Raw genomic sequence first — 22,086 nt, 5'->3', positions numbered from 1 at the left:
AAAACAGAAGCTATATTAAATAGCTCCTGCTTTTATTTTATTTTACATATTCTGCTAAAGCTTTATCAATATATGCTGCTTCTTCGGCACTAGGGTCACACATTGGCAAATTAAATACACCAGCAGGTAAACCTATTTTACGGACTGCATATTTAACAGGAATAGGATTTGTAGTAATAAACATAGCTTTTATGATATCCGCTAAGCTTTGATGAATACGAAGCGCTTCGTGATTATGACCAGATTCATAAGCTTGAATCATAGCATTCATATCTTTGCCCGCTATATGAGAAACTACGGATACAACACCGCATGCTCCTACAGATAGCATTGGCAATGTAAGACCATCATCTCCACTATATACCATGAAGTCATCCTCAGGCATTAAGCGTTTAATTTCAGATGAAATCATAAGATTGCCACTGGCCTCTTTAATCGCGCATACATGTGGATACTCACTATGTAATTGTGCTAGTGTTGTTGGGAAAATGCCTGTTCCTACACGGCTTGGTACATTATATACCATGATTGGCAGTGTAGTAGCCTCTGCAATAGTTTTAAAGTGTAAGTATTGACCTTGTTGATTAGGTTTATTGTAGTAAGGTACTACAACTAATAAACCATCGATTCCATCAATTTTAGATACTTCTTTTACAAAGTCTACAGAAGCTTTTGTGTCATTTGAACCTACATTAGCAATAATGGAACCTTTATGACCACATTCTTTAGCAATAGCTGTAAATAATGCTAATTTATCCTCTTTTGACATGGATGGATTTTCCCCTGTTGTACCGCATACAACGAGTCCATCAGATCCATTATCTAATAAATGATGAGCAATAGCTACACTATTTTCTATGTTAAGGGATCCATCATTATTAAATGATGTAATCATAGCCGTTAATACTCGACCAAAGGTTTTCATATCTGTCCTCCCCTTGATAGATTAAAATGCTTGTTTTTCTACCAAGTACTCAGCAATTTGCAACGCATTAAGTGCTGCACCTTTACGAATTTGGTCCCCTACAATCCAGAAATTCATACCTTTGTCGTTATATAAGTCTTTACGAATACGGCCGATTTCACAGTCGTTTTGATTAGACGTATATAATGGCATAGGATAAATTTGTTCTGCAGGATTATCTTTTACTTGTAAACCTGGGAATTTTTCACATGCTGCTCTGAAAGCTTCTACAGAAACTGGTTCAGCTGTTTCTACTAAAACAGATTCAGAGTGGGAACGATACACTGGAACACGTACAGTAGTTGGTACTACTTGAATTGTGTCGTCATGAAGAATTTTTTGTGTTTCATTGACCATTTTCATTTCTTCTTTTGTGTAATCATTGTCCAAGAACACATCAATTTGTGGCAATAAGTTAAATGCTACAGGATAATGTTTAGGGGCAGATCCTGTTGGCAATAAGTTTGCAGTCATTTCTTCGCCAGCAGTATATTGTTTTACTTGGTTTTCAAGTTCTTCAATACCTTCTTTACCAGCACCTGATACTGCTTGATATGTACTTACAACGATGCGTTTAATTGGAGAAATATCATGTAGTGGTTTTAAACCTAAGCTCATAATAATAGTAGAGCAATTTGGGTTAGCAATAATACCTTTATGTTTTAAGATATCTTCTGGATTTACTTCTGGTACAACAAGAGGTACCTCAGGATCCATACGGAATGCACTAGAGTTATCGATAACAATTGCACCACGTTTAGCAGCTTCTGGTGCTAATGTTTTAGAAATAGAACCACCTGCAAATAACGCGATATCAATATTTTCAAAGGATTCTGGCTTTGCTTCTTCTACTACATATGTTTTTCCATTCACTGTAAGTTCAGTACCTGCAGAACGAGCAGATGCCAACAATTTTAAATTTTCATATGGGAAATTACGCTCTTCAATAAGTGTAATAAATTCAGCACCTACTGCACCAGTAGCACCAAGAATTGCAACATTAGGTTTTTTCATTACTATATCTCCTTGCTCTAATATTATAAATAATGCTCTAAGCCGTAAGTTAAACCAGTTTTAGCACTAATTTTTTTACATGCTAATACTACACCTGGCATAAAGGAAAGTCGGCTTAAACTATCGTGACGAATTGTTAACGTTTCATCATAGCCACCAAATAGTACTTCCTGGTGAGCTACGTAACCAGGTAAACGAACGCTGTGGATTGTTACGTCATCAACCTTAGCGCCACGAGCACCTGGTAAACTTTCACGAGTCAAATCCTCATCAGGCGTTGCATTCGCCGCTTGTTTAGCTTCGTTAATTAATTTAGCTGTTAAAATAGATGTACCAGATGGGGCATCGTATTTATGGTTATGATGTAGTTCAATAATCTCTACATTAGGGAAATATGGTGCCAATTCTGCAGAAACCTTCATCATCATAACTGCACCAAGAGAGAAATTAGGTGCTACAAGGCAGTTTGCATTATTTTGGCGACCAATAGCATCTAATTCGTCACGTTGTTCCGCAGTTAAACCTGTAGTACCAATAACTACATGAATACCTGCAGATAACATTTTTTTAGCATTTTCATAAATAACAGCAGGATTTGTAAAGTCTACAATTACATCAGGTTTATTAGTATCTAGAACCTCATCGATGGAGGCATTCATTGTAATTCCTAATTGTTCGATGCCTGCTACGGAGCCTACATCTTGACCTGCCTTAGTAGGATCGATACCGCCTACTAATGTTAACTCAGGATCATTATGTACTGCTTTGACTACTTCGCGGCCCATTTTACCGCCAGCGCCATTTACCATTACTCGAATCATATATACCTCCAAAAAAGCCAGTGGATGCATCCACTGGCCTTATAGTTTATATAGCTTATAACTGTTACTAAAAGCTCAATGATAGCACTCCACCAATTCAAATTGATGACAGTCGTCCATTTATTAAATAGACAACCAGAACGATGAGTCGCAATCACCGAACTTCGGCAAGCATCCCTTTTATCATGGATCAATGCATGCCTACTCCTCATGATTACTATTTATACTCGCACCTCTATCAACATATTCACTTAATACTATTAGTATAAGTAATTATGCGATTTTAGTCAATTAAAATGGGCAATTAGTTCTTTTGCCGCTGCTAATGCTGTTGAGGACATACCTCGACCAGACATCATGGAAGCGATTTGCGTAACACGTTCATCCTCATTAAGTACAGATAATGTTGAAACTGTACGGTCATCTTGTTCCATTTTAGACAAGTGATAATGTTGCTTAGCAATACTCGCAGTTTGAGGTAAATGAGTGATACAGAATACTTGATTAGTTTTAGATAGATGTAGAATCTTTTCAGCTACTTTTAACGCTATATCTCCACTGATACCTACATCGATTTCATCAAATACCATTGTTTTGAAAGTGTCAGTACGGAATACAGATTTGAAGGCTAGCGCAATACGAGCTAATTCACCACCAGAGGCTACCTTGTGAAGCGGTAATAATTGCTCCCCTTTATTGGCAGAAAATAGTAGTTCAATTGATTTAGCAGCTAAAGGAGATAATCCTTCGCCATCCTCTATATGGAACTGAATATCACCTTTTGGCATTCCTAAATCTACTAATTCTTGATGTAATGCACTAGCTATAGTTTTTGCATTTTTTTGACGAATGTCATGTAAAACCGTTAAAGCCTCTTCTGCGACTTTTTGAGCTTTATCTAAACGAGCCTCTAATTCATCTTGAGCAAATACGAGGCCTTCAAGCTCCTCTAAACGAGCTTGTGCCTTTTCTTCGTATGCTAAAATTTCTTCTACAGTTTCACCATATTTTTTCTTTAAGCCGTAAATAGTTGTATCTCTATCTTGGCAATACTTATAGCGCTCTTCATCATAGCTGATAGTATCTCTGTAGCGATCTAATGATTGGGCTGCTTCCTCTAATTGAAAATAAGCAGAGTCAACCATTTCAGATACTTCCTTTAATTCACTATCATACTTTACAAGATCATTAACCTCTACCTTGATAGAGTTAATAGTGTCTAGTAATGGTTGGCGTCCATTATAGAAGGCGTCATAACAAGAACCTAATACCTTATCAATATGCTCAAAGCTATCAAGACGTTTTAATTCTTCTGCAATAGAGACATCTTCACCCATAGTGAGACCGGCTTCTTCAATTTCATCAATTTGATATCGTAGCATATCGAGCTCACGTGCTCGTTCAGACATATTTTCTTGTAAGTGATCCACATCTTGTTTAGCTTGCTTATATACTTTATAAGCATCTAAATAGGCCTTATAAGCTACTTGCCCTTCTTTATTATACGTATCCAAATATTCATGATGAGTATCTGCATCTAACAATCGTTGATTGCTATATTGACCATGAATATCTGCTAAATGTTGACCAATTTCTTTTAATGCTTTTAATGGTATAGGTTGATCATTAGCTAAGATAGTAGATTTACCATTGCGATTAAATGAACGGGAGAGAATTAATTCCCCTTCTTCAACCATAATATTTTTAGATTCTAATAGCTCTTGTATACTTTGGTGATCGGCAATATCAAATATTCCATCTATAACAAAACTATCTTTACCGTGACGAATGAACTCGCTGCTTGCGCGTTCTCCCAAAAGGATACTAAAGGCATCCATTAATATGGATTTCCCTGCCCCAGTTTCGCCGGTAAAGATAGTTATGCCATCATTAAATGAAATATTCATTTGCTCAATCAACGCAAAGTTGCGAATGCTCATTTGCGTTAACATCTATTTAGTCCTTCATTAAATCTTGAATTTTAGCTAAAATCGCTGGAACTTCAGCTTCAGATTTTGCAATTAACAAAATTGTATCATCACCAGCTAATGTACCAATAATTTCAGACCATTTTGCATGGTCAATGGAAAATGCTACGGATTGAGCTGAACCAGGAATTGTATGTAATACAACTTGATTTAAGCTGTGATCTACCTTAATTAGAGAATCTTGGAATAATCGATTGATTCGACTACGAGATAGAACTACATTTTCTTCTGGAGATAATGCATATCGATAGTGTCCATCGCCTGTAGGAATTTTGATTAACATCAATTCCTTAATATCACGAGAAACTGTAGCTTGCGTTACTTCAATACCTTCTTCTAATAAGGCCGCTGCTAATTCCTCCTGAGTTTCAATCGCCTTGGACTGCACGATTTCTTTGATTTTGTTATAGCGATAGCGTTTCATTTTGAACTCCCTTTTTTAAACCTTGCACATAAAAGAGAATAGTATCTTTCTGCTATTATTATACCATATATTCATAATTAATATATGGTATAAATTGCATGTCTCATACTAGTTATGCATATTATATTAATATTTAAAATATTGTTAATTTTCTATATACTGATAGCGTATAAACACATATCCTATAGGCTTCATCTATTTATATGAAATTAATAATTTAAAATTAGAAGATTATACATGTATAAATAAAAGCCCCTATAAAGGGGCTTTTACATATTTCTTATGACTTTTATTCATAATGAATAAAGATATATTTCGTTTTATCGTTTTTGCAATATGAATAACTCAGGTGGATTATTGATTTGATTCATTGGATGCCAATGACATACATTATACAATTTTTGTTCTAAATCTGATAAATACGATTTAAGCATCTGCATTTCTTCAAACCCTTCTGTTGTTCCAGGGTAAGCAACAATTGTGATAACTCCAGACTTCGATAATTTTTCTAAGCCTTCATTTATGGCATCAATAGTTTGATGCGGTTTAGTTATAACTTGATGATCACCACCTGGTAAATAGCCTAGGTTAAAGATCATTAAATCAATAACTTCATCTTTTAATTGATTAGCTAATGCACGATCATGGGAGTCATGAATAAATGTTAGACTTACATCTTGTGCTATATCATTTGACTGCAATAACTCTTGGCTGCTATTAATCGCTTTCATTTGAATATCGATGCCATATAAATGACAGCCCTTTTTTGCTCGTTCTGCCAAATATAGTAAATCATGGCCATTACCACATGTTGCATCTACTACTATATTAGCGTGTTTCATTACTCGATCCCAGATTAAATGTTGAAACTGAACAGCATTGTTAATGTTAATCACAAAATCACCCCACTTGAGATTTTAGTATTACAACAACTCGTCACGACGAGATGCTAGTTTTTTAAATAATGTACCGAAGAAACATTGATCTTTAAAACGTACGAATAAACAATATACAGGATTAGAGCTTATATGTAGTGTTTCTTTATTGGTAAACGTATAGTCAAATGTACCGTCTATACAGATATGTAATTGTGGTTCACGTTCTGGCATCGTGATTTGAATTGTATCATGCTCTTCTAATACAAGTGAAACACCTTGAATCAGATGTGGCGCTACAGGTGTAACAATAATGGATCTATTATCAGGCTTCATAATAGGACCACCTGCAGATAGATTATATCCCGTAGACCCAGTTGCAGAGGAAATAATCAAGCCATCTGAAGGATACATTTGTGTATGTTGATTATTGATAGACATGTTAATACGTGCCATTTTTGCTGGTTCAGCACGGGTAATAACGATTTCATTAATTATAGGTACTAATTCTTCTTCATTACCATTATTTCGGTCAATATATGCATATAAATGTCCACGTTTTTCTATATTATAATCACCATTTGCAATACGTTTAATATGACTTTGCATTTGATGAACTTCAATTTGGTTTAAAAAGCCGAGTTCACCAAGGTTAATACCACAAACAGGTACATTATATGGGTAAATTTGTCTTGCCAAATGGATGATGGTACCATCACCACCAAAACTAAAGGCAATATCAATTTGTTTAAAGATTTCTGGACGACTTAAAATGTGAGTTTCAGGAATCTTAAGTACTCGTGCAGGTGCATCTGATTCGAGATCATCTGGCAAAAATACTTCGATACCTTCATCTTTACAAATATGTGCAGCCATTTTTAAAACTGCCATAATATTGCTTTTCCCCATGTTTGGGAAGAATCCGATACGCATAGTAATCTCCTATAATGAATGGGCTTCTGCAACTACTGTATCAATTAATGCATCATCAATAGCTAAAGCCCCTTCTTTGTACTTTTTAAAATAACCTAAAAACTCAATATTACCTTCCATGCCTTTAATTGGTGAGAACGTTAAGCCGTGAATATATAATCCACAATCATGAGCAACGTGTAAGATACGATGTAAAACTTCTTTATGGATTTCAGGATCTCGCACTATACCGCCTTTACCTACATTCTCTTTACCCGCCTCAAATTGAGGCTTAATCAAAGCAACAAGAGCTCCTGTATCCTTTAATAAGGTAGTCGCAACTGGCAGAACCTTGTCCAAAGAAATAAATGCTACATCAATAGAAATAAAGTCCACAAGTTCACCAAGTTGCTCGGGTGTAACAGTACGGATATTTTGCTTTTCCATATTAATCACACGCGGATCTTGACGCAATTTCCAAGCCAATTGATTATAGCCTACATCAATGGCAAAGACTTTAGATGCACCATTTTGTAGGGCGCAATCTGTAAAACCACCTGTGCTAGCACCTATATCAACCATAACAGCATCCTGTAAGTTGATAGGATACGTTTGAATGGCTTTTTCTAACTTTAATCCACCGCGACTAACATAAGGCAACGTATTGCCCTTTACTACAATATTGGCATCTACAGGAATTTTTGTACCTGCTTTATCAATACGCGTAGTATCCATAAAGATTTGGCCAGCCATGATTGCCGCTTTTGCCTTTTCTCTACTTTCAAAAAGTCCTCGATTAACAAGGAGTATGTCTAAACGTTCTTTACTACTCATATGACACCATTATAAATATAATAAAATTGAATACATGCTACAAGAATGCCGAGGATTAATCCCCCAAATACCTCTATTGGTGTATGGCCTAATAACTCTTTTAAGGCCTCTTTACGAGTGATGGCAACAGGTATATTTTTCTTTGTAAAATAGTCTACAATTTGATTTAGAATTTGAGCTTGACGCCCAGCCTCTAATCGTACGCCTGATGCATCATACATGACTACAATAGAGAATACTAGAGATAGTATAAAAAGATCAGATGCTCCATTTTTTAGGTATATGGCTGTGGTTGTAGCAATTACGAAAGATGTATGAGAGCTGGGAAATCCTCCAGATCCTACAAGCCGTTCTGGACGAAATTTGCCATGTCGAACTAGTTGCCATACAAATTTGATAGCCTGAGCAGTAAACCAACCCCAAAATGCGGCTTGCGCTATATAGTTGTGTGCTATTTGTGGTAATATATCAATCATTATTTATACCTTCTTCAGGTAGTACCAATTAATTAGTACGTTCTAAAAGATAATCAATTAGTGCAGCTAGTATAGATGTATCATAAGAAACGGAGTTTAAAGCATTATGAGCCTGTTTTCCAACTAAAGAAGCTTGGTTTTTAGCCTCCTCTAAACCTAGTAAGGATACATAGGTAGATTTGTGTTGGCGAATATCACTGCCAGGAGTTTTTCCTAATTCTTCAATTGTACCAGTTACATCTAGAATATCATCAGTAATTTGGAATAACAATCCTAAACAATTAGCATATTCCATAAGCGCTTTTCGAGTAGTCGTATCTGCATTGCCTAAAATAAGACCTAATTCTACAGATGCATTAAATAATGCACCTGTTTTTCCACTGTGTAAAACTTTTAATTCTTCTAGTGGTATATGCTTATCTTCACTGAGCATATCGAAGGCTTGACCACCAACCATGCCTTCCGGGCCTGCTGCAGTAGCTACGCATTGAATGGCCTCTATTTTTTGTTGAGGTGTAGCAGTTGTATTAGTAGTCATTAGCTGAAACGCATATGTCAATAATCCATCACCTGCTAGAATGGCCATACCCTCACCATAAACTTTATGATTTGTTAAATTACCTCTACGATAATCATCATTATCCATAGCTGGTAAATCGTCATGTACTAAGGAATATGTATGGATACACTCCATGGCGCATAGAAATTCCTTGTAATCAGCAGGATTTTTATGAAGCATTTCTAATACAGCTTTAGATAAGATTGGTCGGATTCGCTTGCCGCCTTGCATTAAGCTATAACTCATGGATTCATAAAGAGGTTTAAATTCTTGATTTGGGCTACTTAATACCTCACCTAACCATTGTTCAATATGTTGTTTGCTAGACGCTAAATAATCTTTGAACATAGAATCTCCTTATTCACTGATGCGGACTTCTTCGATAATTTGTTGAACTTCATCTTCAACCGAATCGAGCATTTCTGCACATTCTTTTACTAATGTTAAGCCCTTTTTATATTGAGTTAAGAGTTCAGAGATGGTCATATCACCATCGTCTAATTGCTTCACGATATCCTCTAAGGCTTTATATTTCTTTTCATAACTTTTTAGTGATGCGGCCATCTTTGTGCGCCTCCTTTACCGTAGCATTCACATAACCATCAGCAAGTGTAACTCGTATATCATCCTTTGGATGTAATTGAGTAACAGATGTTATAGGTTTATCATCATGTTCAACCTTTGCAAACCCTTTTACCATCATTTGTAATGGATTAAGAGATTCTAATTGTTGAGCTAATAATGCTAAACTATGTTTCTCTGTATTGCATCGTTCTTTTGTAGCATTAGTTAATGATTGTGAAAGCTCTTGTAAATGTGTTTTTTGTTTATGTAAAAATTGTAGAGCAGGAATACCTAATCTACGATTAAAGAGCAATGTTAAATCTGTACGTTTCTGCTGTAATGTATAACGTATAAACTCGTGTAAGTATTCTTCTTTTTCTGTTAATTGATCTTGTAGTGTAGTAATAGGAAGTACAGCCATTTCTGCAGCGTGGCTTGGCGTTGCACCACGAGCATCTGCTACATAATCACATAAAGTATAATCTGTTTCATGACCTACTGCTGAGATAACTGGTGTATTAGCAGTATAAATAGCCTCTACAACAGCTCTATCATTGAAACACCATAAATCCTCCATAGATCCACCACCACGACCAACGATGATGACATCCACCTCTGGGTCAGCATCGGCAGCAGCAATACCTCTTGCAATAACAGGTCCTGCAGTATTGCCTTGGACAGGAACAGAGAATAATTTAAATTGCACTAATGGGTTACGTCTCTCACTAACATGTAAAATATCATGCAATACAGCGCCAGATTGAGATGTAACAATACCTATGCAACTTGCCATGTACGGAAGACTTTGTTTGTGGCTGTCATCAAAGTATCCTAGCGCCGTTAACTCTCGTTTTAACGCATCAAATTCGAGCTGTAATGGGCTTTTAGACCCTATTTGCATATCCGATGCAATAAGATTTAAACGGCCCATTTTATTGTAAAAATTAACAGATGCTTTTACAGTCACTAATAAACCATTCTGAATGGCATTGGCAAGGCCCTTTTGCATAACGGTACTAGACCACATGGTAACATCAATAGCAGATTCTTCGTCTTTTAACGAGAAATACATATGACCACTACTATGACGCTTTGCGTTAATAATAGTACCGCTAACATAGACATTCTTAAGTAGATATTCTCGGTCTAAGGTGCGCTTTATAAGATTGTTTAATTGTGTAATGGTTAATACATTCACGATTATCCTCTAGTTTTTTGTAAAAAAGCAGCGCCAAAAGCATTGCCAGTGGCATTATCAACAGAAAATTGTGGTTGTGCCACGTGTAATGTAATGTGATTACGCATACAATAATGCTCCATTCGATGACGAAGTAAGCTATTGCTCATTACACCACCTACGGCAATTAATGTTTTAACAGGTTTATTTTTTAAATGATAGGTAATCATTTTTTCTAGTGCATTTCCAATAGAGGTGAATACAGCTCGCGATAGATTAGATTTTTCTATATCATTCATGGAATCACTAATGCGTCGCATAGCCGCACTACATGGCCCAGCAAAGCTTATCCAGCCTTCTTTTACAGAAGATGGTAATGGTTTATATTCTGTAGTTTGTAATGCTAATGATTCTAGATGCTTACCTGCAGGAAATGGCAAACCCATTGCAACACCAATACGATCTACATATTGACCGCCTTGTAAATCCTTAGAGCCCCCAATAATGTGAGACTCAAATATGCCGTCTCCTTTATAATGACAGTAGACGAGCTCCGTAGTACCACCAGATAAATGAAGTGCTAAAAATGGATCTTTAGGAATTGTTTTTAGTTCTCGAAGGGCAGCTAAAATATGATTTTCTTGATGTGCAAAAACTTGTAAAGGTACATTCATCATATGACTTAGAGATTGACCATACCCTAGCCCTACCATAAAGGCTGGCATATAGGAATTTTCCTCACGTCTAGGAAAACCACTAACACCGATACCACTAATTGGTAGTTGTGGCAATTCAGATATCAACTTAGGCAATGCCTTTGTATGTTGAAAGACCATATTTGATTGTTGTAGTCCTCGCTCACCCTGTTTGACCTCTAATATTTTGCGGGCTTCCCCAACTATTTGAAAGTCGCTATCTATAATGGCACAACTTGTAGTGTAGCAACTAGTATCAATACCTAAGTAATATCGTTTCATTATTTACTCTTATTATATGCATCTAGAATTGCATTAATTAATTTGTAGGAAGAATCAGAACCAAAATCTTTAGCTAATTGAATAGCTTCATTAATAGCTATAGATGGTTCTAAAGGTTCATCTTCATTTGTCATTTCCCATAGAGCAATACGTAAAATAGCACGATCAACCTTGTCTAAGTTTTCGACTTTACGTGATTTACAAAATGGCTGTAATGCTGCATCTATAATTTCAGAAGCGGATAATACACCATTTATAATGTTATTCGCATAGGCCTTATCCATAGATTTATGCATATGTCCTTCTGGAAATTGAACATCACTTTGGTCTACATGAAATTCATTAGCATATAACATTTGAAATGCGTATTGACGTGCTTCACGTCGATTTCGCTTAATTACCATGTGGAGTTGGCTCCTTTTCTTTAACAATACCTTCAATATGAACATCAACCTTAACATGATCAAGATCAAGCATATTCTTTAAGGTTTGTTTGATTTCTAACTGCAATTGTTTGGATAATTCAATAAGATTGTATCCATACAAGGCTTTAATATAAATATTGATTTCAATAAAACCTTTGCGATGTTTAACATTGATACCCGGTAAACTACGTTGACCAAAGGCATGTGTAATGCCCTCTACTAATTCATCGTAAAAGCGAGGGCTTAAAGAATGAATACCTGGAATCGTAGCTAACGTTTTAGTAGCTACATCGATGATGACAGAATCTGCAATATCAATGGTATCCATATCTAATCCATAGTTTAATTGATTGTCTGAACTCATATAGATACCCTCCTAAGGCTGTGATGGTGTTACTAAATCATCAAAAATAATGTCTTGTACCACTACATCAATGGTTTGTACCTCAATTTCTGTATAAGAAACTAAAGCTGTTTTGATACGTTCTTGTAAACGTAAGGCCACATCAGGGATACGGTACCCATATTGAATGCAAACATATAAAGTAACAGAAATTGCCCCTTCATCATTAAATGATATCTTTACACCTTCATGATCAGATTTACGTCTAAAGAAGGTATTAACACCATCATTAAAGGTGGAGCTCATATGATGTATACCCTTTGTTTCAAGTGCTGCCATAGTGACAATCGTAGCATATACATCTTCACTAATCTTAATTTTACCCGACTCTAGTTCAGTATTTTTCTTGGTCATACTGGCCTCTTTCAAAAAAAGCACTTGTCCCTATATATAATTACATAGACGACAAGTGCTTACAGTGCAAATGTTAGATATATGGGGAATCAGATTCCATGAAAAGATCTAGCCCCAATACATATCAATAAGTATTAGGCACGTTCGATGTATTGACCTGTACGAGTATCAATACGAAGTACATCATCTACTTCAATGAAGAGAGGTACTTTTACAGTGTAGCCTGTTTCCAATACAGCTGGTTTGTTACCACCAGTAGCAGTATCACCACGGATACCAGGGTCTGTTTCAACTACTCGAAGTTCAACAGCTACAGGTAAATCGATACCGATTACGATACCTTGGAAGAACATGATGGATACTTCCATATTTTCAAGAAGGAAGTTTTTAGCATCACCTAGTTGTTCAAGGTTAAGTTCAACTTGATCATAAGTTTCGTTATCCATGAATGTATAAGCGCCATCAGATTCGTATAAGTATTGCATACGACGACGGTCAACATGTGCTTTAGGAACTTTTTCACCAGCATTGAACGTACGTTCTACTACAGAACCAGTTTGCAAATTTTTCATTTTAGTACGTACGAATGCAGCACCTTTACCTGGTTTAACGTGTTGGAAATCAACTACTTGCCATACATTACCGTCGATTTCAACGGTTACACCTGGACGAAAATCATTACTGGAAATCATCTAACTCTTCTCCTTCTAAATACCTATTTCAATTAACTCTTTTGGACTATGTGTCAACACCTCATAGCCGTCAGATTTGACGATGACACTATCCTCTATTCTCAATCCGATAGTACCTGTAATATAAATACCGGGCTCTACCGTAATGATCATATTTTCTGTAAATACCGTATCGGATTTTGTATTAGCCACTGGTTCTTCGTGAATCTCGAGACCTACGCCATGACCAGTACCGTGATTAAATTCCTTGGTATATCCATGTTCTTTGATATAATCACGACATACTGCATCGAGTTCTTTACCAGTAATACCAGCCCGAACAGCAGCTACGCCGCGTTTTTGTGCTTCTAAAACTATACTATACAGCTTTTTTTGTAATTCAGAGGCAGGACCCATTACAATAGTTCTAGTCATATCGGAATGGTAACCCTTATATACGGAGCCAAAGTCGAAGGTAACAAAATCACCTGCTTCAATGACCTTATCACTAGCTACACCATGAGGCATACTAGAACGGTTACCAGAAGCAACGATGGTTGCAAAGGAAGGCTCCTCTGATCCACGTTTTAACATTTCTGTTTCTAATATGATGCGCGCTTCGTTTTCTGTCATTCCTACCTTTAATTGTGGTAATAATGCAGCAAAGGCGTCGTCACCAATTTTAGCAGCTTTTCGCAATAATTCTAATTCATCTTCTCGCTTAACTGCTCGTAGTTTAGCAAAATTGATAGATGTAAAATTAAAGCGTTCATCTAATGTATCACATAAGGTTTCATACGTATCTACCGGCATTTGCTTGCCTTCAATACCGAATAAACCTTCGTGAATATGATGCTCATTGAATATATCTACAAGAGTATCCATAACAGAGGATTCATATTGAATGACTGTATAACCTTCACATTGTTTTGTAGCTTGCTCAGTATATCTGAAATCAGTAATCATAAAGGCTTTATCTTGTGTAATGATAGCAAAGCCTGTAGTACCAGTAAAACCAGCAAAATAATGTAAATTTATAGGGCTCATCAAAATGACGCCTGTTAATTCTTGCTCTTTAATATACTGTTGTAGCAGATTTAAACCATTCATAATCATGCTCCTAGTCTATAAAGTACAATTAATCTTACCATAAAATACCTATATTGAATAGAATTTTATGCTATTTTTTGAAAGCCTCTATATCACCAATGGTTAAGTCCTGTATAGAACCAACCTCTTCTATGCCTGTTAAATCTATATGGCCTATAGTTAACCGTTTTAAATATGTAACAGTACCGCCTGCAGCACCAATCATACGTTTTACCTGATGATATTTGCCTTCTTCAATGGTAATATGCAGAGATTGAGAAGATACAACATCAATTAAAGCAGGCTTGCAATGGGTTCCGTCACCTAGTACAATCCCCTCTTTTATACGTTGAATTCCTTCTTCTGTTAACTCACCATCATATTCTACGTAATAAACCTTGGATACATGTTTATTACCATTGATGATTGAGTGTCCCCAAACACCATCATTGGTAAGCAACAGTAATCCTTCTGTATCCTTGTCTAATCTTCCCACAGGGACCACACCCATTTTAATATATTCAGGTGGCAATAAATCCATTACAACAGGATGATTTGCATCCTCCACAGCTGTAACATAGCCTTTGGGTTTATGAAATTTTACATAATACTGCTGCTTAGTATTAACCACTTGTCCATCAACTGTTATTACATCAGATTCAATATCAACGTGGATATCTTTTTTTGTTGTTATTTCACCATTAATAGTAACTCTTTGATCCTTTAAGAGTTGATGAACTTCTTTTCGACTGCCATAAGCTTTATTAGCTAATAATTTATCGAGTCGCATCATACATGTCCTTGGAGTAATTCAACATGAGCTGTATCATTGAGCAAATTCAAAATATTATGATCATATTCGCCCATACCATTATAGAAAATACGGTTAATAGCTGTATTACCTTGGCTAAAATTCCAACAATGACTAATAGAAATATCTAATAATTTACATAATAAGGTTCTAATTGTTCCGCCATGACATGCTATTAAAAGAGTCTCTTCCTCATCATTAACATTGAGGAATTCTTCCAGACCTGCCCAGGCACGATCTTGCAAATCTTTAAAGCTTTCGCCATTTGGTACTTTTACAAGATGAGGCCGCAAATACATCTCATCAATAAGGCCGGGCCAACGCGCTTCAATGTCTGAAAATAGCATAGCTTCCCAGTCACCAAAATTAAGCTCTCGCAATCGTTTATCTACTGTGATAGATGTTGTGCGGTCACCTCGAATCGTTTCGGCTGTAACTAAGGCACGACTTAAATCACTAGATAAGATACGGTCAAAGGTAACATCTTTAAGGGCATTACCACATGCTTTAGCTTGATTCAAACCGTTTTCATTGAGGGGAATATCTGTAATACCTTGATATTTACCCATTTTATTCCAATCAGTTTCACCATGACGCACAATATATAATGTCTTCATAATCTTCCTATACTTTCAAAATATTTGTCAGTTTATCCACCAGTTTAATATTAGTATCATGATCTTTAATAGCAATGCGTACCCAGTGATTAGTTAAACCTACATAGGAGTCACAATTGCGCACAATCATATTATATTTTTTTAGCTCTTCATTAATATAGTTTGCTGTAATTCCTTCTTGATTAACTTGGAACAAAATAAAATTAGCTGAAGGTGGATATACAGTAATTCCTTCTATATCATCTAATGCATTGTACATAAATGCTCTTTCGTCATTTAATTCTTGTTTAGTTCGCTTAATGTAATCCACATCATTCAAGGCCGCCTTTGTATATGCTTGCGCTAATGTGTTTACAGACCAACTAGGAATATATTGCTGTAATTGAGTAATTAATGTTTCGTTAGCAAAAGCGGCACCAATGCGTAAACCAGGTACAGCATAGAATTTTGTGAAGGAATGAACTACGATGATATTATCGAATTCATTTACTAAAGAGCGCATAGAATGCTCATTATCTTGTAATGGATCATTTCCAACAAAATCGATAAATGATTCATCTATAACAAGTAAGCTATTTGCATCTTTCAACATGCTCGCTACAGTGCGAATATGATCTTTATCAAGTAATGTACCATCTGGATTATTAGGATTACCTAAAAATACAATGATGCGACCATCTTGCCCTTTTAGTTCAGCTGCAAAGGTTTCTAATGCCAAATATGGTACCTCAAAATAAGGTTTTCCATTATCATCTTCCCGAGGTCGATAAAAAATATCACGTACAGGAATCTTACTTGCTTCAAGAGCCTCTTTATACTCAGAAAATCCTGGTGCTGGTACAAAAGCACCTGTATATCCAGGTAAACGGCAAATAGCATATAATAGCTCGGCTGCACCATTACCAACTATAATTTGATGTTTATCCATTCCATATGTATCAGCAATAGCATTTAATACATCATCATTGGTAGCATCAGGGTAATGAGAAATGTAGCGCAATTGTGCATTTAATGCGTCTAATCCACGTTGACTAGGTCCAAGGGGATTAATATTAGCGCTAAAGTCGACCACCTCATATGGTTCAATTCGTTGTTCATGGGCAAACTGAAATATATTGCCCCCATGTATCTTAGACATATAATTCTCTTTCTATTAAATATATTATCGTTTAATATAGGTTAATCCTTCATTTGTTGTTTCTACTGTATCCACATAGGATAAGTGAGGTAACTTACGTATGATTTCTTGCTTACAATCATAAATGCGACTGTAATCTACTGGAAATAGCAGTCCCATAATAGTACCACTATGAGCTATGATTGTACCAACACTGTTATAGTAATTTCCTATATCGTGAAAATCATATAAGTTTGCTTTATATAGTATGCGTTGATTACCAAAAGCACTCAATGTAGCTGCTTGACCAATTAAATTGATATCATGTGTTTTTAAGCCTTGTTTAAATAAATCTAGTGACTCACGTATAATAGGCTCTTTTTCTAAAATTTTAGTTTGTAAATCTACTTGTTGATTAAAGGTAATGGTATCTATACTACCGCCTTCATCAAATACAAGAATTTTCAATGGCGGACACATTCCTAGTGGTTGAGAAATGGTACCTTTAATATAATCAAACTGCGTAACACCTTGATAAAATGAAGCATCTGTAGGTTCTACGGATAAACAGATTTGCTCTAGTTCTTTTAGTGATAAATTATAATCCATAGCTAAAGCAGTAGCCATAGCCGTTACAGAAATATCCGCAGAACTTGAAGCCATCCCTTTACCTTGTATAATGTCAGAACGTACATATACAGGTGGACAAGTTTGATCTATATTTTTTTTCTCTAATAATCGTTGTACTAATTGTCTTGCCAGAGCTGACTTAGGTTGTAATGCACAATAATGTTGTGAAAATGGATGTTTTACATTACTTAATGCGTAGGAGTAACGATTAATAGGACAAGTCACTAAAAATGACTGGCCATTAATAGAACCTTGTAGAAATTCCCCACATGTACCTGGGGCTCTTACATAATAGGTCACATTAAACTCCTTTCGCATTAAACAAAAACAGTAATTGTTTTTATAAAACAATGGATAAATAATTATTAAAACATCGTAGTATTAGAAGCTACAGAAGCAGATAATACAGATAATATAATAATATAAATTAAAAGTAGTAAAACCTCTGTAACTTCAACAACAAATCCGTAAGTATCACCTGTAGTACCACCAAGTTGCTTAACAATATAATGGTTGAGTATACGATTGATAATATAGGTAATAATCATACTTACAATATTGATTTGAAAAATACCTAATGTAGCGTAAACCAATACACCTAATCCAACAACATAGCCTACATCAGCTATGGAAAAAATAGAATATACGCCATATAAAAGGGTATATAAAATTACACCAATTAGTAATATTACAATAGGCATAAAGAAGGTTGAAAGTGTATTGTACGTAATAACATGTTTTGGTGCTAAATTAGCGAATGCAGCCCCCATCCCCTGCTCTCGTGCATAGGGATAGGATCGAATACTCAAAACAAGGGACCAACGACTCATTAATGGCATCATAATTAGTGCCATTGGAATAAATTCCGCTGTTGGAATCGCTGTTAATAATTGCCATTTTAAAAGTGTAACAAATACAAAAGCAACAACACCAAAAGAGCCTATACGGCTATCTTTCATAATTTCTAACTTACGGTCCCTTTCACGTCCAGAAAATAAACCGTCACTGGTGTCCATTAGGCCATCAGCATGGAGACCACCTGTAATTAAGAATTCCGCTATCACAAGGATTAACATCAATGGTACTAACGGTATAAATGGTGATAATATACCATACAATAATGCTAAAATAAGGCCAATAATTAAGCCTACATAGGGAAAGGCTACAACGGATTTACCAAAATCTTCTACAGACCATTCTGTTTGATTAACGATTTTTAAACGTGTTAGAAACTGTAATGCTATGAAAAAAGGTGTCATTATACATTCATCCCATAAGTAATGGCTGTACTAATTATAATCATTAGTATAGTCGTAAAATACATTATATAAATTGTACGTGTAATGTGGTTACGATTTAATTTTTCAATGGGATCTCCCATGTATTCACGGAAGGTCATTTTTTTGAAATATTGGTTGTAACCACCTAATCGAATATGTAAGGCTCCTGCAACTGGTGCTTCTGCATAACCGCCATTAGGACTTGGATGCTTATGGGCATCACGCAAGCCAATTTGTAAGGCTTTTTTAGCATCAAAGCGTAAAAAGAATGCAGAAATTATTAATAATATAAAGGTAATGCGTGCAGGAATCCAGTTGAGCACGTCATCAAAGCGAGCTGCTACTCGACCAAAGTATAAATATTTTTGGTTCTTATACCCAAGCATAGAGTCCATAGTATTGGCAGTTCTATATAGAATTGCACCCATTGGACCGCCAAGGATAAAGAAGAATAACGGAGCAATAATCCCATCCACTGTGTTTTCTGCAATGGTTTCTACCGTAGCTCGTGTAATTTCACTTTCATCTAATTCTTCTGTATCGCGACCTACAATCCAAGATAATCGCTTGCGTGCTTCTACAATATTATCTTGTTTAATTAATTGGCTAATAGTAAAGCCTGCACCAGCTAGTGAACGTGGAGATATAGCAATATATAAAATAATTACTTCAAGAGCATATTCTACCCATTCATCAATTACGCCACCAAGCCACAATATTAAAGACACTATAATATATACAGAAACGAGGATTAAGCCAACCGCAATACCACCGTACCATAATTTTTTAGTATCGTTATCAGTATCTTTATAGAGAACTGCTTCAAAAAAAGATATAATGCGACCAATAATAGCTACAGGATGGTATTTACTATTAGGATCTCCAATGAGTAAATCTAATAAAAATGCTAAGACTGGTATACATACAAAGCTATACTTTGTAAACCAATGCAAGATTGTTAAATGTTCCATATATCTCCCCTATTACCCCAAGGTAGACATAATATAATCCATATCTAAGTGTTCTTCTACAATATCAGCTAATCGATTATAAGCTGCATTCTTGTGTTCGAAATAATGGAATACTACATCTAATGGTTCTAACCCCTTACGTTCACGCAACTGATTGATAATAAAGCGTCTAAATTCATCATTATCAAACACACCATGAATATATGTCCCCATTACTTGGTGATTACCATCGATAAAACCATCAACTACATTAACGGCTTCTTCACTGCGACTTGTAATGGTGAAACAACGGCGCACAGTATCTACTAATGGTGTAGTATCACCCATATGGATTTCATAGCCTACTAGTTTTTCACCTGTAAATGTACCATTTAAAAATTGAAGATTTGAAACATTGAATTCTACTTGATGTGTTGTTTTTTGATCCTTCATAGTCGTAGAAGAATCGACTAAACCAAGGCCTTCAATTTCTTCAATATCTCCTTCCATATGATGCGGATCATAAATTGTTTTGCCCAACATTTGATTGCCCCCACATACACCAATAACAGGTGTACCTTGGTCGGCAAGTTTTTTTATTTCATCGGCAAAACCAGAGTTACGAAGATATGTAAGATCTGCTAGTGTATTTTTTGAGCCCGGTAAAATGATTAAGTCCGGATTGCCAATAACATCGCCAGGGCCGACGAATCGAACAGATACATCTGGTTCATAATTTAATGCATCAAAGTCAGTAAAGTTAGAAATTTTAGGTGTTTGCATAACCACTACTTGAATTTCTTTAGCTCCACTATTGCGTTTGTTTTCCAGTGCAACAGAGTCTTCTTCATCAATATCAAGGTTTTCAATGGCAGGAATGACACCAACTACCTTTTTTCCTGTTTTTTCTTCAATGAAGGTAAGTGCAGGTTCTAATAGTTTAATATCACCGCGGAATTTATTGATAACAATACCTTTAATAAGATCTCGTTCTTCTGGTTCGAGCAATTCTAATGTACCCACAATAGATGCAATAGCACCACCACGATCGATATCAGCGATGAGATATACAGGTGCTTTCGTCATCTTGGCAATGCGCATATTTACGATATCATTAGCCTTGAGATTTACCTCTGCAGGGCTACCTGCACCTTCAATAACCATCATATCAAAATTGGAATCTAAGAAATCGATAGATTCTTTTACCTTATCAAGAGCGGTTAAGGAATATTTTGTATGGTATTCTTTAGCACTATAAACGCCCACAGGTTTACCCATCAATACAACTTGAGAAGATTGATTGCCTGTAGGTTTTAATAACACCGGGTTCATTTGTACAATTGGATCTATGCCAGCAGCCTCAGCTTGCGCTACTTGAGCACGACCAATTTCATCGCCCCATTTTGTCACATAAGAATTGAGGGCCATATTTTGAGCTTTAAAGGGAACAGTTTTAAAACCTCTTCTATAAAAGATACGGCATAATGCAGTACATAAAATACTTTTGCCTACATTGGAACTTGTTCCTTGGAACATAATTTTCTTAGCCATTTATATGAACCTCCTGGGATTTTAATTCAATGGTAACGCCACTAATCGTTAAGTATAATTTGTCAGCTTCAGTTGCTACTGTTCGATTGACGCGGCCTGCAATATCTCTAAAATATCTTGCTAGCTTATTATCTGGTACAATACCAAGACCAATTTCATTAGTTACAAATATAACTATTTTATCATCACTTACTTTGATTAGATTTAATAATGCTTCTAATTCTGAAAGTATCATATCTTCTAACCGATTTGCATCTTCTTGGCCTTGAATTGACCCATGAGCCATCATATGATTTGTTGTAAACATGGTTAAACAGTCTATGAGTATTACATCCGCTACACTGCTAATATGTTGCCACTCTTCGGCCAAATATAATGGTATTTCAAAATTCGTCCATATATTACCACGTCGCTCTTGATGTTTCTTTATACGATCAACCATTTCATCATCAAAAGCTTGTCCTGTTGCTACATAAGCTTTTCGACCTTCTGTAGCAAGGGCTAAACGTTCTGCAAATTCACTTTTTCCACTTCGTGCCCCACCGGAACATAATATAATTTGTGATTTCATAATGCACCTATACAAGAATTTATAATTTCAGT

26 protein-coding genes and 1 riboswitch are annotated in these 22,086 nt (G+C 35.8%); all 26 genes read right to left on the bottom strand.

All coding sequences use genetic code 11. The features are described from left to right. Positions 1-37 precede the first annotated feature (37 nt). Positions 38-925 carry a 4-hydroxy-tetrahydrodipicolinate synthase gene (gene dapA, locus VEIS1202513_RS03465; RefSeq protein ID WP_213467837.1) on the bottom strand — a complete coding sequence of 296 codons (888 nt, stop codon included), beginning with the start codon at positions 923-925 and terminating at the stop codon, positions 38-40. 21 nt (positions 926-946) lie between these two features. Continuing rightward, positions 947-1,978: an aspartate-semialdehyde dehydrogenase gene (locus VEIS1202513_RS03460; RefSeq protein WP_105094375.1), complete on the bottom strand. Its 1,032-nt coding sequence runs from the start codon at positions 1,976-1,978 to the stop codon at positions 947-949. Positions 1,979-2,001: 23 nt separating this feature from the next. After that, entirely contained in the window at positions 2,002-2,799 is a 798-nt protein-coding gene (gene dapB / locus VEIS1202513_RS03455) for a 4-hydroxy-tetrahydrodipicolinate reductase (RefSeq protein WP_105094374.1), read from the bottom strand. A 74-nt stretch (positions 2,800-2,873) separates the two neighbouring features. Continuing rightward, positions 2,874-3,045: riboswitch (Lysine riboswitch) on the bottom strand. Between the two features lie 41 nt (positions 3,046-3,086). After that, positions 3,087-4,751 (bottom strand): DNA repair protein RecN, encoded by a 1,665-nt coding sequence (gene recN, locus VEIS1202513_RS03450; protein WP_213467836.1) that lies wholly within the window; start codon positions 4,749-4,751, stop codon positions 3,087-3,089. Between the two features lie 4 nt (positions 4,752-4,755). Then, positions 4,756-5,211: an arginine repressor gene (gene argR / locus VEIS1202513_RS03445; protein ID WP_024065706.1), complete on the bottom strand. Its 456-nt coding sequence runs from the start codon at positions 5,209-5,211 to the stop codon at positions 4,756-4,758. Between the two features lie 320 nt (positions 5,212-5,531). Beyond that, complete coding sequence (gene mnmM / locus VEIS1202513_RS03440) at positions 5,532-6,107, bottom strand: tRNA 5-(aminomethyl)-2-thiouridylate-methyltransferase MnmM (protein ID WP_060924590.1); 576 nt, start codon at positions 6,105-6,107, stop codon at positions 5,532-5,534. 27 nt (positions 6,108-6,134) lie between these two features. Next, positions 6,135-7,019, bottom strand: a complete 885-nt coding sequence (locus tag VEIS1202513_RS03435; RefSeq protein ID WP_105085621.1) for an NAD(+)/NADH kinase — start codon at positions 7,017-7,019, stop codon at positions 6,135-6,137. A gap of 9 nt (positions 7,020-7,028) precedes the next feature. After that, on the bottom strand, positions 7,029-7,832 hold the full coding sequence (locus VEIS1202513_RS03430; RefSeq protein WP_213467835.1) for a TlyA family RNA methyltransferase: 804 nt from the start codon (positions 7,830-7,832) through the stop codon (positions 7,029-7,031). After that, the gene (locus tag VEIS1202513_RS03425; protein WP_119208723.1) at positions 7,829-8,308 is read right to left on the bottom strand and encodes a divergent PAP2 family protein; all 480 of its coding nucleotides are present in this window, start codon (positions 8,306-8,308) and stop codon (positions 7,829-7,831) included. The genes VEIS1202513_RS03430 and VEIS1202513_RS03425 overlap by 4 nt, the downstream gene beginning before the upstream one ends. Positions 8,309-8,336: 28 nt before the next feature. Continuing rightward, the gene (locus VEIS1202513_RS03420; RefSeq protein WP_213467834.1) at positions 8,337-9,215 is read right to left on the bottom strand and encodes a polyprenyl synthetase family protein; all 879 of its coding nucleotides are present in this window, start codon (positions 9,213-9,215) and stop codon (positions 8,337-8,339) included. Positions 9,216-9,224: 9 nt separating this feature from the next. After that, positions 9,225-9,431, bottom strand: a complete 207-nt coding sequence (gene xseB / locus VEIS1202513_RS03415) for an exodeoxyribonuclease VII small subunit (RefSeq protein WP_005386632.1) — start codon at positions 9,429-9,431, stop codon at positions 9,225-9,227. Beyond that, complete coding sequence (gene xseA, locus VEIS1202513_RS03410) at positions 9,406-10,629, bottom strand: exodeoxyribonuclease VII large subunit (RefSeq protein ID WP_213467833.1); 1,224 nt, start codon at positions 10,627-10,629, stop codon at positions 9,406-9,408. Before xseA ends, xseB begins: the two co-directional genes overlap by 26 nt. Positions 10,630-10,631: 2 nt before the next feature. Then, the gene (locus VEIS1202513_RS03405; protein ID WP_213467832.1) at positions 10,632-11,585 is read right to left on the bottom strand and encodes a Kae1-like domain-containing protein; all 954 of its coding nucleotides are present in this window, start codon (positions 11,583-11,585) and stop codon (positions 10,632-10,634) included. Continuing rightward, the gene (nusB, locus tag VEIS1202513_RS03400) at positions 11,585-11,989 is read right to left on the bottom strand and encodes a transcription antitermination factor NusB (protein ID WP_213467831.1); all 405 of its coding nucleotides are present in this window, start codon (positions 11,987-11,989) and stop codon (positions 11,585-11,587) included. Before nusB ends, VEIS1202513_RS03405 begins: the two co-directional genes overlap by 1 nt. Further along, the gene (locus VEIS1202513_RS03395; protein ID WP_129823021.1) at positions 11,979-12,374 is read right to left on the bottom strand and encodes an Asp23/Gls24 family envelope stress response protein; all 396 of its coding nucleotides are present in this window, start codon (positions 12,372-12,374) and stop codon (positions 11,979-11,981) included. Before VEIS1202513_RS03395 ends, nusB begins: the two co-directional genes overlap by 11 nt. 12 nt (positions 12,375-12,386) lie before the next feature. Continuing rightward, positions 12,387-12,767 carry an Asp23/Gls24 family envelope stress response protein gene (locus tag VEIS1202513_RS03390; RefSeq protein ID WP_178884980.1) on the bottom strand — a complete coding sequence of 127 codons (381 nt, stop codon included), beginning with the start codon at positions 12,765-12,767 and terminating at the stop codon, positions 12,387-12,389. Positions 12,768-12,901: 134 nt separating this feature from the next. Then, positions 12,902-13,459, bottom strand: a complete 558-nt coding sequence (efp, locus tag VEIS1202513_RS03385) for an elongation factor P (protein ID WP_060924599.1) — start codon at positions 13,457-13,459, stop codon at positions 12,902-12,904. A 15-nt stretch (positions 13,460-13,474) separates the two neighbouring features. Continuing rightward, on the bottom strand, positions 13,475-14,548 hold the full coding sequence (locus VEIS1202513_RS03380) for a M24 family metallopeptidase (RefSeq protein WP_156719123.1): 1,074 nt from the start codon (positions 14,546-14,548) through the stop codon (positions 13,475-13,477). Between the two features lie 70 nt (positions 14,549-14,618). Next, on the bottom strand, positions 14,619-15,317 hold the full coding sequence (locus tag VEIS1202513_RS03375) for a pseudouridine synthase (RefSeq protein WP_213467976.1): 699 nt from the start codon (positions 15,315-15,317) through the stop codon (positions 14,619-14,621). Further along, positions 15,317-15,955, bottom strand: a complete 639-nt coding sequence (locus VEIS1202513_RS03370; protein ID WP_024066067.1) for a histidine phosphatase family protein — start codon at positions 15,953-15,955, stop codon at positions 15,317-15,319. The genes VEIS1202513_RS03375 and VEIS1202513_RS03370 overlap by 1 nt, the downstream gene beginning before the upstream one ends. A gap of 7 nt (positions 15,956-15,962) precedes the next feature. Further along, positions 15,963-17,093: a pyridoxal phosphate-dependent aminotransferase gene (locus VEIS1202513_RS03365; RefSeq protein ID WP_213467830.1), complete on the bottom strand. Its 1,131-nt coding sequence runs from the start codon at positions 17,091-17,093 to the stop codon at positions 15,963-15,965. Between the two features lie 24 nt (positions 17,094-17,117). After that, complete coding sequence (locus VEIS1202513_RS03360; RefSeq protein ID WP_213467829.1) at positions 17,118-18,002, bottom strand: GHMP family kinase ATP-binding protein; 885 nt, start codon at positions 18,000-18,002, stop codon at positions 17,118-17,120. Positions 18,003-18,067: 65 nt separating this feature from the next. After that, a complete protein-coding gene (cobS, locus tag VEIS1202513_RS03355; protein WP_024066070.1) occupies positions 18,068-18,961 on the bottom strand; it encodes an adenosylcobinamide-GDP ribazoletransferase in 894 nt (297 codons plus the stop codon). Continuing rightward, the gene (gene cbiB, locus VEIS1202513_RS03350) at positions 18,961-19,953 is read right to left on the bottom strand and encodes an adenosylcobinamide-phosphate synthase CbiB (RefSeq protein WP_213467828.1); all 993 of its coding nucleotides are present in this window, start codon (positions 19,951-19,953) and stop codon (positions 18,961-18,963) included. The genes cobS and cbiB overlap by 1 nt, the downstream gene beginning before the upstream one ends. Positions 19,954-19,965: 12 nt before the next feature. Beyond that, positions 19,966-21,483, bottom strand: a complete 1,518-nt coding sequence (locus VEIS1202513_RS03345; protein ID WP_105094363.1) for a cobyric acid synthase — start codon at positions 21,481-21,483, stop codon at positions 19,966-19,968. After that, positions 21,476-22,054, bottom strand: a complete 579-nt coding sequence (gene cobU / locus VEIS1202513_RS03340; RefSeq protein ID WP_213467827.1) for a bifunctional adenosylcobinamide kinase/adenosylcobinamide-phosphate guanylyltransferase — start codon at positions 22,052-22,054, stop codon at positions 21,476-21,478. The genes VEIS1202513_RS03345 and cobU overlap by 8 nt, the downstream gene beginning before the upstream one ends. Positions 22,055-22,086: the final 32 nt, after the last annotated feature.

Origin of the sequence: Veillonella orientalis, from assembly GCF_018406505.1 — a bacterium.
In the GTDB taxonomy this organism is placed as follows: domain Bacteria; phylum Bacillota; class Negativicutes; order Veillonellales; family Veillonellaceae; genus Veillonella; species Veillonella nakazawae.
Note: the sequence above shows the minus strand (reverse complement) of the source record. Positions and strands in the feature narration are given on the sequence as shown.